Below are 14,321 nucleotides of genomic sequence, written 5' to 3' on the forward strand. Positions count from 1 at the left end.
TCCTCGTGATGGGGTTTTTTTGGTTTGAATCATCCCCGTACATATATTTTTCACATTCGGATGGCTATAGTGGCGGCCCTTGTTGGGGAGTAGCCTGCTCTTGACTCCGGTCACTGAGCGTTCGCATCAACATTCTCGGCTGCATGCCGTGGTGCGGACACCTTCCGGTTGGCGAGACCAACGATGCATCCATGCCTAAAGTCGGGCGTGTGGTTGCGTCGTTGACTCATAGCCCGACTGGATATAACCGTGAACCCGATTTCCCTCCTCTTTCTCGCGCTTGCCATGTCCACGGACGCTTTTGCTGCGGCCCTTGGTAAAGGAGCAAGCCTGCATAAACCGCGCTTTATCGAAGCGTTGCGTACCGGTTTGATATTCGGCGCTATCGAGACCATCACCCCGGTGATCGGTTGGGGTATCGGCCAGGTCGCCGCCCGCTTTGCTGAAAGCTGGGACCACTGGATCGCCTTCACCTTGTTGCTGGTGCTGGGCCTGCACATGATCTACAACGGCATCAAACACGATGACGATGAAGAGCAGGAAAAACCCGGCCAGCACTCGTTCTGGATTCTCGCCGTCACCGCATTCGCCACCAGCATCGATGCACTGGCGGTCGGCGTAGGTCTGGCATTTGTCGACGTCAATATCGTGATTGCCGCCCTGGCGATTGGCTTGGCAACCACGGTAATGGTCACCATCGGCGTGATGTTGGGCCGAGTGCTCGGCACCATGGTCGGCAAGCGCGCTGAAATCGTCGGCGGCATCGTATTGATCATCGTCGGCGCGACGATTCTGTACGAGCATCTGTCAGCGGCTTGATCGACAGCCTGAAGCCTGTAACCACGCACAAAAAAACCGCATCTTTCGATGCGGTTTTTTTGCTTACGGCCTTGCTACGACAGCGGTCAGACCGTCAGGGCCTGCCCACTCATGGCCAAGTCCAGCAGCTCACGGTTGGCAACGGCGTACATGGCGTAATCCCTGCCGCTTGCCGCACGAAGCTCGACCAGCATGGCACGCCAGCGCTCGACCATCAGCGAGTGCTGCTCCAGCCACAGGGCCAGACGCGCATCGATTTCCGAAGGACCGTCAGCCATTTGCAGGACCGACACGGTGATCGCCCGCTGTTGCCAGTCGACATCGTCACGGAACGCTTCACGCGCCAGGGCCTGCCAGTTGTTTTCCACCGGCAGGCTGCTGATCTGTTGCAAGTACCAAGTGATGTCCAGCGCACTGCCCACGGCAAAGTACGCCTTGGCCACGTCGGCAGCGTTCTGCCCGGTCACGTCGGAGGCTTCGATGATCGGCAGCAGCGTGTACAGGTGCGTCGTACCCGCCACCATACGCGCCAGCAGTTCCGGCACACCGGCTTCGACATAAGCCTGATAACGCGTCTGCCATATCTCGCGGGTAGGCCCGTCTTCCAGCAACTCGTCAAGCTTGAGGCCCAGTGCGGCGAGGTGCGGACCGAAGTGTGCCACGTCACGGCCGGCATCCAGCTCGTTGCGACGACTGCGCAGGAACCAGCGCGTTGCACGACGCCCAAGACGCATCAGTTCATCCATCAGCGCCAGCTGGATCTCGGCGGAAACCTTGTAGTCCAGCGCTTCGATCTGGCGGAACCAGTGCGGCAGGTGGAAGATGTCGCGCACAATCACGTAAGCACCAGCCACAGCCGCAGCACTCATGCCGGTCGACTCCTTGAGCCGCTGCACGAAGGTGATGCCCATGTGGTTGACCAGATCGTTGGCAATCTGGGTGCTGACGATTTCGCGTTTCAGACGATGACTGCGCATGGCCGTTGAAAATCTGGCACCCAGCGACGGCGGGAATGCAGTTTCCATATCGCGCGCCAGATAATCGTCATCCGGCACTCGGGATTCCAGCAACGCTTCCTTGAGGTCGATCTTGCTGTAGGAGATCAATACCGACAGTTCGGCACGGCTCAAGCCCTGTTTGGCCGCCACCCGCTCGGCGATCTGCTCTTCAGCAGGCAGGAACTCAATGGCGCGGTCGAGCTTGCCACGGGCCTCCAGGTCATTCATCAGACGCTTGTATTCAGCAATCCGCTCGTAAGCACGGCGTGCTGCCAGCGACAGTGCCTGAGTCTGCTTGTAGTTGTTACCCAGCACCAGGTGGCCCACTTCGTCGGTCATGCTTTCGAGCAGCTGGTTGCGCTGCTTCTCGGTCATGTCACCGGCCTGCACCACCTCGTTGAGCAGGATCTTGATGTTCACCTCGTGGTCGGAGCAGTCCACACCACCGGCGTTGTCGATGAAGTCGGTGTTGGTCGCGCCGCCATTGAGGCCGAACTCGACACGGCCCAGCTGGGTCATGCCCAGGTTGCCGCCCTCGCCCACCACCTTGCAGCGCAGCTCGTTGCCATCGACGCGCAGCGCATCGTTGGCCTTGTCGCCAACGTCGGCGTGCGATTCCTCGCTGGACTTGACGTAGGTGCCGATACCGCCGTTCCACAACAGATCGACCGGAGCCTTGAGCAGCGCGTGGAGCAATTCGGTCGGGGTCAGCTTGTCAGCCTTGATGTCGAAGCGCGCCTTCATCTGTTCGGTAATGGCGATGCTCTTGAGACTGCGCGGGAAGATCCCGCCGCCAGCGGACATGATGCTGGTGTCGTAGTCGGTCCAGGACGAGCGCGGCAGATTGAACAGGCGCTGGCGCTCGACAAAGCTGCTGGCCGGGTCCGGATTCGGATCGATGAAAATGTGCAGGTGGTTGAATGCGGCAACCAGTTGCAGCTTGTCGGACATCAGCAAGCCGTTGCCGAACACATCACCGGCCATGTCGCCGATGCCGATCACACTGATGCTGTCCTGCTGGGCATTGATGTCGCGCTCACGGAAGTGACGCTGCACGCCTACCCAAGCGCCCTTGGCGGTGATGCCCATCTTCTTGTGGTCATAACCGGCCGAACCACCGGACGCGAACGCGTCACCCAGCCAGAAGCCGTAGTCGATGGCGATGCCGTTGGCGATGTCGGAAAAGGTAGCGGTGCCCTTGTCGGCTGCGACTACCAGATACGGGTCATCGTCGTCATGACGCACCACATTGACCGGCGGTACCAGCACGCCTTCCTTGAGGTTGTCGGTGATGTCCAGCAGCCCCGAGATGAAGATGCGGTAGCAGGCAATCGCTTCAGCCTGCACCTCATCACGGTTGCCAGTGGTCGGCAGACGGCGCGGCACAAAACCGCCCTTCGCGCCGACCGGCACGATGACAGAGTTCTTCACCTGCTGGGCTTTTACCAGGCCCAGCACTTCGGTACGGAAGTCTTCTTCGCGATCAGACCAGCGCAGGCCGCCACGCGCCACGTTGCCGAAGCGCAGGTGCACGCCTTCGACACGCGGCGAGTAGACGAAAATTTCAAACTTGGGCACCGGCTTTGGCAATTCGGGGATCAGACGCGGGTTGAACTTGAAGCTGAAATAGCCCTTGCTCTGCCCGTTGGCATCAGCCTGATAGAAGTTGGTCCGCAGGGTCGCCTTGATCAGGTCCAGATAACGACGCAGGATGCGGTCTTCGTTGAGCACCTGAACGTCGTCCAGGGCAGTCAGAATCGCCTGTTCCAGACGCAGCTGCTTGTCATCCAGATCGTCGGAACCCAGCTTGCGCGCCAGGTAGAAACGGGTCTTGAACAGACGCGTCAGCTCGCGGGCAATGTCGGTGTGGTTGTTCAGCGTGCTGGCAATGTAGCCCAGATCGAAGCCCAGACGAATCTGCTTCAGATAGCGCGCATAGGCACGCAGCAGCGCCACGTCGCGCCAAGGCAGACCGGCAGTCAGCACCAGACGGTTGAACGCATCGTTTTCGGCGTCGCCGCGCACGATATGCACGAACGCATCCTGCAAGGTGTCATTGAGCTGCTGAATATCGAGGTTCAGACCTTCGCCATAGGTAAAGGCGAAGTCATGAATCCAGAATTCGCGACCATTGGCGTGGTGCAGGCGATACGGGAACTCGCCCAGCACACGCAGACCGAGGTTTTCAAGAATCGGCAACACATCGGACAGTGCCAGCGGTGTGTCGGCGTGATACAGCTTGCAATGCAATTGCTGGCAGCCACCAGCCAGTGGCTGATAGAAGCTCATCACCAGCGGATTGGTTTCGCTCAGGCTCAGCACGTGCTGCATGTCGACCACCGCCGAATGCGCAGCAAAGCGCTCGCGGTAGCCGGCCGGGAAACCTTTCGGGAAATCGGCCAGCACGTTAGTGCCGTGGGCCTCGCCAAAGCTCTCGACCACCAGACTGGCGTAGTCGTCTTTCCACGAGCGGCAGGCCTGAATGACTTCGTTTTCCAGCTGGGCGACGTCGATGTCCAGATTGACCTTCGGATCGACCCGCAGGATCAACTGCACACGCGCCAGCACGGATTCAGAGAAGAACGTCCAGAACTCGCAATCGCTGGCTTTCAGGCGATCCATCAATACCTGCTGGATCTTCTGGCGCACTTCGGTTGAGTACACGTCGCGCGGCACATAAGCCAGGCAGTAGCAGAAACGGCCATATGGGTCCTTGCGCAGGAACACGCGAATCTTGTTGCGCTCCTGAATCTGCACGATGGACATGACCGTGGTGAACAACTCGTCCACCGGCGTCTGGAACAAGTCGTCACGGGGCAGCACTTCGACGACCTGCGCCAGCTCCTTGCCCAGGTGCGCCTTGGCGTCGAAACCGGAACGGCGCTCGACTTCTGCGACCTTGCGACGGATGTACGGGATCTGCCGTACGCTCTCGCCATACACCGACGAGGTGTACAGGCCCATGAAGCGACATTCCTTGATGACCTTGCCCGAGGCGTCTATCTGCCGGATCGACACGTAATCCGGATAGGCCGGACGGTGTACGCGGCTTGGATGCGCAGCCTTGGCAAACGACAGCAGCACCGGCTCTTGCAGGTATTTCACTGCGTAGTCTTCGATGTGCAGCTCTTCGCGGGTCAGACCGGGGCGTAACAGTCGGGTCAGCCCCAGGAAAGACGACTCGTCATACACCAACTGGCCGCCTTCGGCGTCGTTGCGTACTTCAAACTCTTCATAACCCAGAAAGGTGAAGTGGTTATCCACCAGCCATTGCAGGAAGACCTTGATCTCGGCCTTCTCTTCGACGTCGGTATTGGATTCGTTGGCATCGATACTGGCCAGCAGCTCATGCAGACGCGCTTTCATCGGCCCGAAGTCTTCGACGGCAGCACGTACCTCGCCCAGCACCTGCTCCAGCTCGCGAGCCAGCACATTCAACTCGCTGACGTTGGCGCAGCGGTCGATCTCCAGGTACATCAGCGATTCCTGCAGCACGTCCTCGCCGGTGGTGCCCTTGGGCAGCAACTCCAACAGTTCGCCAGCAGCGCCGCGACGCACGCTCAGTACGGTGGTCTGCAGGGTGTGGATGCTGTAACCGCGACGGTTCAGCTCGGTACGCACGGAGTCGACCAGAAACGGCAGGTCGTGATGCAGCACTTCAACGGCAGTATGAGTCGACTGCCAGCCGTGGCGCTCGTAATCAGGGTTGTAGACCCGGACCTGCGGGTGAGCGTGTTCGAAACGCTCCAGCAGGCGCCATGCGGACAAGGTGCAGCCTGCCAGGTCGGACAGACGCCGCTGGGTGAGTTCGTCGAGGGAAATGATGCCGAAGAATTGCTCGGCAAACAGCGCCACTTGTGGCAGTGCCTGTTCGCTGATGTGCTGAGCCAGTGCCGCTTGCAGTTGATGCTGGAAGTCGGCCTTGCTGGCTGCGGTGAAGAACGCCATCTGTGGTACTCCGCTTTGGCTTTTATTGGGGAGGCTTGAAGAAGGTGTTGCGACCGGTGTGCCCTTACATTCACTTGCGTGGGCATAACCTGATCGAGTGTAAAGCTAAAGTACTAACGCGCGCTGTGTCAGGGTAGTCACATTTGAATGCGGGAATAAAAAAAGCTGAGCGCATCCGACACCGTACACCACTCGTCTGCCATGCAGCTTAACGAGAGCTGACGGCGTGCTGCTTACGAGGCTGCGACATATTCGGTCATCAGGTCGCGTTAAAATCCGCACGATGGTGCCAAACATCCCCGACAAAATTTACTCGGGACTGGCAAAATCCCCCTCACGCCTCAGTTGCCAAGACCCGGAGCCCCATCATGCAAATCAAGACCGCCAGCCTCATCGCTGGCCCGTGCGACGACGAATACGACGACATGGCGCTGCTTTGCTGCCACGCAGAGAACGGCATGCTGTTTTCCCTGACCCGCTTCCCGGACGAGAACGAAGTGGAAATCACTGTCAGCGATGAAAAGTCACTGAATGTGTCCAGCCTGAAAGTCAGCTTCAGTGCCGAGCGCCTGTTGGTGGAAATCACCCCGGAGGACGCGAAGCAGCTCGATGGCCACCACCAGTATGAAATTCTGCACGGCACCGACGCAGCCGAGCTGCAGGATGTTCACCACACGTTACAGATCATTCTTGAAAACGTGGGCGAGTACACCAGCACGATCAGTTAACGGGCAAAACCGCTAGAGTGAGTACTTCGCCGTACAGGAGCCCGTCATGAACCGCATTTTCGACGCCCACTGCCATATCATCGACCCGCAATTCCCGCTGATCGCCAATAACGGCTACCTGCCGGACCCGTTCGGCGTCGGAGACTACCTTGCGACGGTCCAGCCGCTGGGCGTTCAGGGCGGCGCGGTGGTGTCCGGGTCCTTTCAGGGCTTTGATCAGGGTTATTTACTTCAAGCGCTGCGCTTGCTGGGGCCGGGCTTCGTCGGTGTCACTCAACTGCCCGCCAGTGTCACCGATACTGAACTGGACACCCTCAATGCCGCAGGCGTGCGCGCCCTGCGTTTCAACCTCAAGCGTGGCGGCTCGGAGCAGCTCGACCAGCTGGAAGCACTGGCCGTGCGGGTGCGTGAACGCGCAGGCTGGCATTCGGAGCTGTACATCGACTCCCGAGAACTGGCGGAAATAGAAACCCGTCTGCTGAAGTTGCCAGCGATCAGCATCGATCACCTGGGATTGAGCGCCGAAGGATTGCCCGTGGTGCTGCGTCTTGCCGAGCGCGGTGTGCGGGTCAAGGCCTGTGGTTTTGGACGCGTTGACTTCCCGGTGCGCGAAGCACTCAGGGATATCCATGCCGCCAATCCGAATGCGTTGATGTTCGGCACCGACCTGCCCTCCACGCGAGCGCCCCGCCCTTTCCAGCCTGACGATATCGAATTGCTGATCGACGCATTGGGTGAAGGCGGCGCCCGTCAGGCGTTGTGGGATAACGCAGCTGAATTCTATCGGCTCTAACCCTGCCGCATTCGACGGCCTGACCCTGTCGTCCTACAAGCCCATACGCAGAACATGTAGGGCAATTCCCAGTTAAATGACGTATGCGTCTCTAAATGCAATAAAAAACGCGGTAGTCGTTAGTCGATACCTGCCTGGATGGATTAAAGTATCGCCCCCAGCTCAGCAGTCACCAGACACAGCTGATTACCCTGCCAGGAACCGTCACCGATGGAACATCGTGAAGCGCTGATTGCGCTGCGAACCTTTCTTTCAACGCAGATCCTTGGCCAGGAAAAGCTGATCGAACGCCTGCTCATCGCCCTGCTTGCCGACGGTCACATGCTGGTCGAAGGCGCACCCGGCCTGGCCAAGACCAAGGCCATCAAGGAACTGGCAGAAGGCATCGAAGCACAGTTCCACCGCATTCAGTTCACCCCCGACCTGCTGCCTGCCGACATCACCGGTACGGAAATCTATCGCCCGGAAACCGGCAGTTTCGTATTCCAGCAAGGGCCGATCTTCCACAATCTGGTACTGGCCGACGAAATCAACCGTGCGCCGGCCAAGGTTCAGTCAGCGCTGCTCGAAGCCATGGCCGAACGCCAGGTGAGCGTGGGCCGCAGCACCTACGACCTGTCACCGCTGTTTCTGGTCATGGCCACCCAGAACCCCATTGAGCAGGAAGGCACTTACCCGTTGCCCGAAGCCCAGCTCGATCGCTTTCTGATGCACGTCAAGATCGGTTTCCCGGATGCCGCCGTCGAACGCAAGATCCTGCAACAGGCGCGTGGCGAAGCCCTGAATGGCGAAACCAAGCCGGAACGCCGTGTCAGCCAGCAGGCGATCTTTGCCGCACGCAAGGAAATTCTCGGCCTGTACATGGCCGATGCGGTCGAGGAGTACCTGGTACAACTGGTCATGGCCACCCGGACCCCGGCCAAGTTCGACCCGGAGCTGGCCGAGTGGATTGCCTACGGTGCCAGCCCGCGTGGTTCCATTTCGCTGGACCGCTGCGCCCGCGCACATGCCTGGCTGGCCGGACGTGACTTCGTCAGCCCCGAAGACATTCAGGCAGTGCTGTTCGATGTATTGCGCCACCGGATCATCCTGTCGTTCGAAGCCGAAGCTGCCGGTATCGATCAGGATCGCGTGATTCAGCGCATCCTCGACGTCGTGGCCGTCGCCTGAGCCCATGCAACCCTACCTGATTCCCCAGCCGGGCGTCCGCGTCAGCCTCAGCGAGCTGATCGAAATGCGTCATCGGGTGCGGGAAGTGCAGCTGTTCTCCACGCCCAGCCAACGCAGCCCGTTGATCGGCCTGCACCACTCCAAACTGCGTGGGCGCGGCGTGGATTTCGATCAGGTGCGGGTCTATCAGGCTGGTGACGACGTGCGCAGCATTGACTGGCGCGTGACCGCACGCACTCAGGAGCCGCACACCAAGCTGTTCCACGAAGAACGCGAGCGGCCGATTTTCATTCTGGTGGAGCAAAGCCGTCGACTGTTCTTCGGCTCCGGCCTGATGTTCAAGTCGGTACTCGCGGCCCAGGCTGCCGCGCTGATCGGCTGGGCAGCGCTGGAACACAACGACAGGGTCGGCGGGCTGGTGTTCGGCGATAACGAGCACTACGAGATCAAGCCCCGACGCAGCAAACAAAGCCTGTTGCAGTTGCTCAACCGACTGGTGCGGGTCAATCAGTCACTGCACACCGAGATCCCGGCAGACCGCGATGCCTTCGGCACTGCGCTGCGTCGCGCCCGGGAAGTGCTGCGCCCTGGCAGCCTGGTCATCGTGTTGTGCGACGAACGCGCCCTTTCCGATGCTGCCGAACAACAGTTGAGCCTGCTGTCACGCCACAGCGACCTGCTGTTGCTGCCATTGTCCGACCCACTGGACCGCGCGCTGCCCGCTGCGGGCCTGCTGCGCTTTGCCGAACGCGGCGCGCAGCTGGAACTCGATACCCTCAACCCCGAACTGCGCCGCGCCTACCGGCAGCAGGGCGAAGACCGCTCTGCGCGCTGGGAATTGCTCGCGCAGAAACTGCGGGTATTGCTCATGCCCTTGAGCACCCAGGCGGAACTCGTTGAACAATTGCGCGAATACCTCAACGCAAAGCGTCCGGTGAAGCGCAAATGAATCCGCTTGATCAGCTCGAGCCGCTGATTGCTCCCGAGGCCGTCGGCTTTTGGCCGCTTGCCCCAGGGTGGTGGCTGCTGTTGTTGCTGATCCCGGCAGCAGGCTGGGGCCTGTGGCGTTTGCGTGTACTGCTGCCAGTCAAGGCGCGCAAGGTTCGCAGCGAACAACCGCTGGACCCGGTTCGCCTCGCCGCCCTGGCGGAACTCGCCAGCTTGCCCAAGCCCTACGATGGCGCCCCGGCAGGTGCCTGGCTGCAGCAGATCAACGGCCTGCTCAAACGCCTGTGCCGCAACCATTATCCGCACAGCCAGAGCCACACGCTGAACGGCCGAAAATGGCTGGCGTTCCTCGACAACCGCTGCCCGGCGGCAGGCCTGACGCGCTGGATGATTCTGGTCGAAGGTGCCTACAAACCCGAGTGCAAGCTGGACGACAAGGCCATCACCGGGCTGACCCAGGCGGTTGATACCTGGATCCGCAAACATGTTTGAGTTCGTCTGGCCCTGGGTTTTTGCCCTGCTGCCGCTGCCGTGGCTGATGCGCGCCCTGCTGCCCATGGCCGACAGCGGCGAGCCGGCGCTAAAGGTCAGTTTTCTCAGTGAACTCGAAGAGCTGAGTGGACGCCGCGCCAAGGCCAATCTGCCGGTCTGGAGACAGCGTGCGCCCTTTCTGCTGATCTGGCTGTTGCTGTTGATTGCCACCGCGCGACCGCAATGGCTGGGCGAGCCACTGCCAGTGGCTGCCAGCGGGCGCGACCTGCTGGTGGCGGTCGACGTGTCCGGTTCCATGGACTACCCGGACATGCAGTGGAAAAGCGATGAAGTCAGCCGACTGGTGCTGGTGCAACAGTTGCTCGGTGACTTTCTCGAGGGCCGCAAGGGCGACCGGGTTGGTTTGATCCTGTTTGGCACTCAGGCTTTTGTCCAGGCACCGCTCACCTATGACCGGCGCACTGTAAGGGTCTGGCTTGACGAGGCAAAAATCGGTATTGCAGGCAAGAACACTGCGCTTGGCGATGCTATCGGTCTGGGCCTGAAACGCCTGCGCTTGCGCCCGGCCACCAGCCGCGTGCTGGTGCTGGTCACCGACGGTGCCAATAACGCCGGTCAGATCGATCCGATCACTGCCGCGCGGCTGGCTGCCGAAGAAGGCGTAAAAATCTACCCTATCGGTATTGGCGCGGACCCCGACAAGGACGCGCTACAAAGCGTCCTCGGCCTCAATCCGAGCCTTGATCTGGACGAGCCGACGCTCAAGGAAATCGCCAGTCTCAGTGGCGGCCAGTATTTCCGTGCTCGCGACGGCGACCAATTGGAAAAGATTCGCGCCACCCTGGACAGCCTGGAGCCGGTTGCCCAGCAACCCACCCAGGCACGTCCGGCGCAGACGCTTTATCAATGGCCGCTGGCGACAGCCCTGCTGTTGAGCGTACTGCTGGTGCTGCGTGAACTGTGGCCAAACAATGCGCTGCAACGCCTGCTGACTGTCGTGCGTTCCGTCAACTGGCGTGAGCGCGTCAAAAGCCTCTGGAGGTCGCGATGATCGCCTCTCTGTGGCCGCACTGGTTTCGCCCCGAGTGGCTGCTGATCCTGCCGCTGCTGGCACTGTTGATCTGGCGACTCTGGCATCGGCAGAAACGCGCCGGACGCTGGCAAATGCTTCTGCCGACCCACTTTCATGCCGTCCTGCTCAACGGTGGGCGCGGCAGCAACAGCAAACTGCCGTGGGTCGCACTCGGGCTGGCATGGCTGCTGGCGCTTTTCGCGTTGCTGGGCCCCAGTTGGCAACGCGTCGAACAGATCAGCCAGAAACCGGTCGATCCGCTGGTGGTGATACTTGAACTCACCCCGCAGATGCTCGCCACCGACACTGCGCCCACCCGCCTGGAACAGGCGAAACGCAAACTGCTGGACCTGTTGCAAAAGCGCAGCGATGCGCAGACCGCCATCGTCGTCTATGCGGGCAGCGCGCACACGCTGGTGCCGCTGTCCGATGACCTGGTCACCAGCCATAACCTGCTGGAAGCCATCAGGCCGTCGATCATGCCCATGACCGGCCAGCGTGCCGATCTGGCGGTCCAGAAAGCCCTGCACCTGCTGAAACAGGGTGCACTGGGCCAAGGGCGAATTCTGCTGATCACCTCTTCACTTAGCGAACAGGAACGTCAGGGCATCCGTACGGCGTTGCGCGGGCAATCGCCGCCGTTGCTGATCCTTGGCATCGGCACGGCTGACGGCGCGCCGGTCATGCAGGAAAACGGCAGCCTACTCAAGGACGATCAGGGCGCCATTCTGGTGTCGCGCCTGGACAGCAACAGCCTCAACGAATTCGCCGATCAGGTCGGCGGCAGCTATCGTCAGGCACGAGGCGATGAAGAAGATTTGCGCAGCCTTGGCCTGCTGGCCAGCCCCCAGCACATGAGCAGCGACGGGCAGGTCGTGCAACTCGATACCTGGGCCGATCAGGGCCACTGGTTCCTGCTCCCCCTATTGTTGATCGCAGCCCTGGCTGGTCGGCGCGGCTGGCTGTTCTGTCTGCCGCTACTGTTCATGTTTCCGCAAAACAGCCAGGCGTTCGAGTTTCAGGACCTGTGGCTGCGTCCCGATCAACAGGGCCAGCGGCTACTGGAACAGCATCGGCCAGCCGAGGCCGCACAACGCTTCGAAGACCCGCGCTGGAAGGGCGTGGCCTTTTACCAGGCGGAAGACTACGTCAGCGCCGCCCAGCAGTTTGCCGAAGGCAACAGCGCCGCCGACCATTACAATCGCGGCAATGCCCTGGCGCGCAGCGGCGAACTGGCGGCAGCACTGGATGCCTACGAACAGGCCCTGGACCGCCAGCCGGAGTTTCCCGCTGCACAAACCAACCGGGCGCTGGTACAAAGCCTGCTGGACAAGGCCGATGTCCAGAAGCCTGCCGAGGATGAACAGAACAAGGCCGATCAGGGCGAAGAAGGCCAGCAAGCGTCACAGGACCCCAACAGCAGTGCATCGCCAGCCGATCAGAACCCGTCCCGCTCGGATCAGCCCGGTGCCAGCGAGAGCCTGCCGCCAGACGTCAGCGGTCAGGCCACCTCAGGCGAATCGGCGGACGACGAGCAAACTACCCGCCCACCGCTCCAGGCCGCAGACACCCCTATTACCGGCGAGCGGCGTCAGGAACTGGAACAGTGGCTGAGGCAGATTCCGGATGATCCGGGCGAACTGCTGCGGCGCAAATTTCGCTACGAACAGCAACATCAGGAAAAGACCCGATGAGTCGCGTGTACACCTTATTGATCGGCCTGCTGCTGAGCCTGATCAGCTTGTCATTGCAGGCTGCGCAACTGACCGCCAGCGTCGACCGCACGCGCCTGAACGCCGGGGAAACTGTCGAGTTGACGCTGGAAACCGACGATGTCACCCAGTTTGGCAAGCCGGACATGAGCGCTTTGGAGAGCAGCTTCGAGGTGCGCGATACGCGTCAGCTCAACAGCCTGAAAACCCTGGACGGCAGCAGTCAGGCCACCACTCGCTGGATTGTTACCCTGCTGCCTCGCGAGACCGGCAGCGTGTTGATCCCGTCGTTGCAACTGGGTGAGCTGAAAAGCCAGCCACTGACGCTACAGGTTCTGCAAAGCGAGCCCCAGGACCCAGGCAGCCATCTGGCGTCGATCTTCATCGAAGCGAGCCTTGATCAGGACAGCGTCTATGTTCAGGCCCAGACCGTGCTGACCCTGCGCGTCTACCACTCGGTGTCGCTGTTCGACGACAGCAGCCTGAGCACTTTGCAAGTACTGGACGCACGGGTCGAAAAACTGGGTGATTCGCGCACCTACGAAAAGCTGATCAATGGTGTGCGTCATGGCGTGATCGAAACACGCTACGCGATCTATCCGCAGCAAAGCGGCGTGCTGAAGATACCGGCACAAGTGTTCAGCGCTACGCTGGTGCAGACGTCTGCCGAAGGCTCGCAAGGCCAGGAGGCCAACCCGTTCGGCCCGCAACCAGGTCGATCGGTACGGGTCAAGTCCGCCGAAGTGCCGTTGACCGTCAAACCCAAACCCGCCGACTACCCGGCTGATGTCGCCTGGTTGCCGGCGCGCAGTATCAGCCTTGAAGAAAACTGGAGCCCGGAGCCCGGCACCACTCAGGTCGGCGATTCACTGACCCGCACCCTCATACTCAAGGCCGAAGGCCTGGCCGGTGCGCAACTGCCACCCTTGCCGCCCACCGAAGTGCCCGGCCTGCGGCGTTATCCGGATCAGCCACAGCTGCGCAACCTGCCCAGCGAACGCGGCCTGATCGGTACCCGTGAAGAACGCGAGGCACTGGTGCCAACCCGCGCCGGGGCAATCGACCTGCCTGCGGTTGAAGTGACCTGGTGGAATACCCGTGAAGATCACCTGGAACACACCAGCCTGGCCGCACGTACCCTGCAGATCAGCAGCAACCCCGGCCTGGCAGTGGACACGCCGGTGAACAACGACATGAGCGGCGTGACGGTGATCGGCCCGCCGGTCTGGCCGTGGCAACTGAGCACGCTATTGCTGGCCTGCACCACCTTTTACGGTTTCGCCCTGTGGTGGCGGGCCCGCGGGCAGCCGGCAATCGCCCGGGCCGTGCAGACCGGGCCCAGCCCGCGTACCGTCCTGGATGACCTCAAACGCGCCTGCCTGGCCAACGACCCTCAAGGCACCCGTCAGGCACTCGACGCGTGGGCACGCCAGCAGCCGGAAACCCTGGCCGAAATGGCCGCGCGTTTCGTGCCGCTGTCCGATGCACTGGACGGTCTGAACGGCGCGCTTTATAGCGAAACCGGCAAGCTGTGGCTGGGTGAAGACCTCTGGCGCGCCGTGCGCAAGCTGCCTGCCGCCGAACATATCAAGGACCCGGCAGGCGATGCCGGGTTGCCACCGTTGTATCCCAAGTGAGGAT

At 61.1% G+C, this 14,321-nt stretch carries 10 protein-coding genes; 9 read left to right on the forward strand and 1 reads right to left on the reverse strand.

The window, feature by feature from the left end; all coding sequences use genetic code 11:
• Positions 1–249: 249 nt before the first annotated feature.
• Entirely contained in the window at positions 250–819 is a 570-nt protein-coding gene (gene mntP, locus FFH21_RS18955; RefSeq protein ID WP_002554472.1) for a manganese efflux pump MntP, read from the forward strand.
• Between the two features lie 86 nt (positions 820–905).
• On the opposite strand, the gene FFH21_RS18960 is transcribed toward mntP, so the two are convergent.
• Positions 906–5,765 carry an NAD-glutamate dehydrogenase gene (locus FFH21_RS18960; protein WP_011169177.1) on the reverse strand — a complete coding sequence of 1,620 codons (4,860 nt, stop codon included), beginning with the start codon at positions 5,763–5,765 and terminating at the stop codon, positions 906–908.
• Positions 5,766–6,133: 368 nt separating this feature from the next.
• Between FFH21_RS18960 and FFH21_RS18965 the strand changes: the two genes are divergently transcribed.
• The 8 genes from FFH21_RS18965 to FFH21_RS19000 all read left to right on the forward strand — a co-directional run bounded on the left by FFH21_RS18965 (position 6,134) and on the right by FFH21_RS19000 (position 14,317).
• Positions 6,134–6,493: a hypothetical protein gene (locus FFH21_RS18965; protein ID WP_011169178.1), complete on the forward strand. Its 360-nt coding sequence runs from the start codon at positions 6,134–6,136 to the stop codon at positions 6,491–6,493.
• Positions 6,494–6,539: 46 nt separating this feature from the next.
• Positions 6,540–7,286, forward strand: coding sequence for an amidohydrolase (locus FFH21_RS18970; RefSeq protein ID WP_004665911.1), 747 nt, complete (start codon positions 6,540–6,542; stop codon positions 7,284–7,286).
• 210 nt (positions 7,287–7,496) lie between these two features.
• A complete protein-coding gene (locus tag FFH21_RS18975; RefSeq protein WP_002554476.1) occupies positions 7,497–8,456 on the forward strand; it encodes a MoxR family ATPase in 960 nt (319 codons plus the stop codon).
• 4 nt (positions 8,457–8,460) lie between these two features.
• Positions 8,461–9,405: a DUF58 domain-containing protein gene (locus tag FFH21_RS18980; protein ID WP_011169179.1), complete on the forward strand. Its 945-nt coding sequence runs from the start codon at positions 8,461–8,463 to the stop codon at positions 9,403–9,405.
• The gene (locus FFH21_RS18985) at positions 9,402–9,896 is read left to right on the forward strand and encodes a DUF4381 domain-containing protein (protein WP_004660770.1); all 495 of its coding nucleotides are present in this window, start codon (positions 9,402–9,404) and stop codon (positions 9,894–9,896) included. Before FFH21_RS18980 ends, FFH21_RS18985 begins: the two co-directional genes overlap by 4 nt.
• On the forward strand, positions 9,889–10,947 hold the full coding sequence (locus tag FFH21_RS18990; protein ID WP_004660771.1) for a VWA domain-containing protein: 1,059 nt from the start codon (positions 9,889–9,891) through the stop codon (positions 10,945–10,947). Before FFH21_RS18985 ends, FFH21_RS18990 begins: the two co-directional genes overlap by 8 nt.
• Positions 10,944–12,662, forward strand: coding sequence for a VWA domain-containing protein (locus FFH21_RS18995; RefSeq protein WP_004665913.1), 1,719 nt, complete (start codon positions 10,944–10,946; stop codon positions 12,660–12,662). The genes FFH21_RS18990 and FFH21_RS18995 overlap by 4 nt, the downstream gene beginning before the upstream one ends.
• Complete coding sequence (locus FFH21_RS19000; protein WP_004660773.1) at positions 12,659–14,317, forward strand: BatD family protein; 1,659 nt, start codon at positions 12,659–12,661, stop codon at positions 14,315–14,317. Before FFH21_RS18995 ends, FFH21_RS19000 begins: the two co-directional genes overlap by 4 nt.
• The last annotated feature ends 4 nt before the right edge of the window (positions 14,318–14,321 follow it).

It is taken from the genome of Pseudomonas sp. KBS0707 (genome assembly GCF_005937945.2).
Taxonomy (GTDB): Bacteria; Pseudomonadota; Gammaproteobacteria; order Pseudomonadales; family Pseudomonadaceae; genus Aquipseudomonas; species Aquipseudomonas amygdali.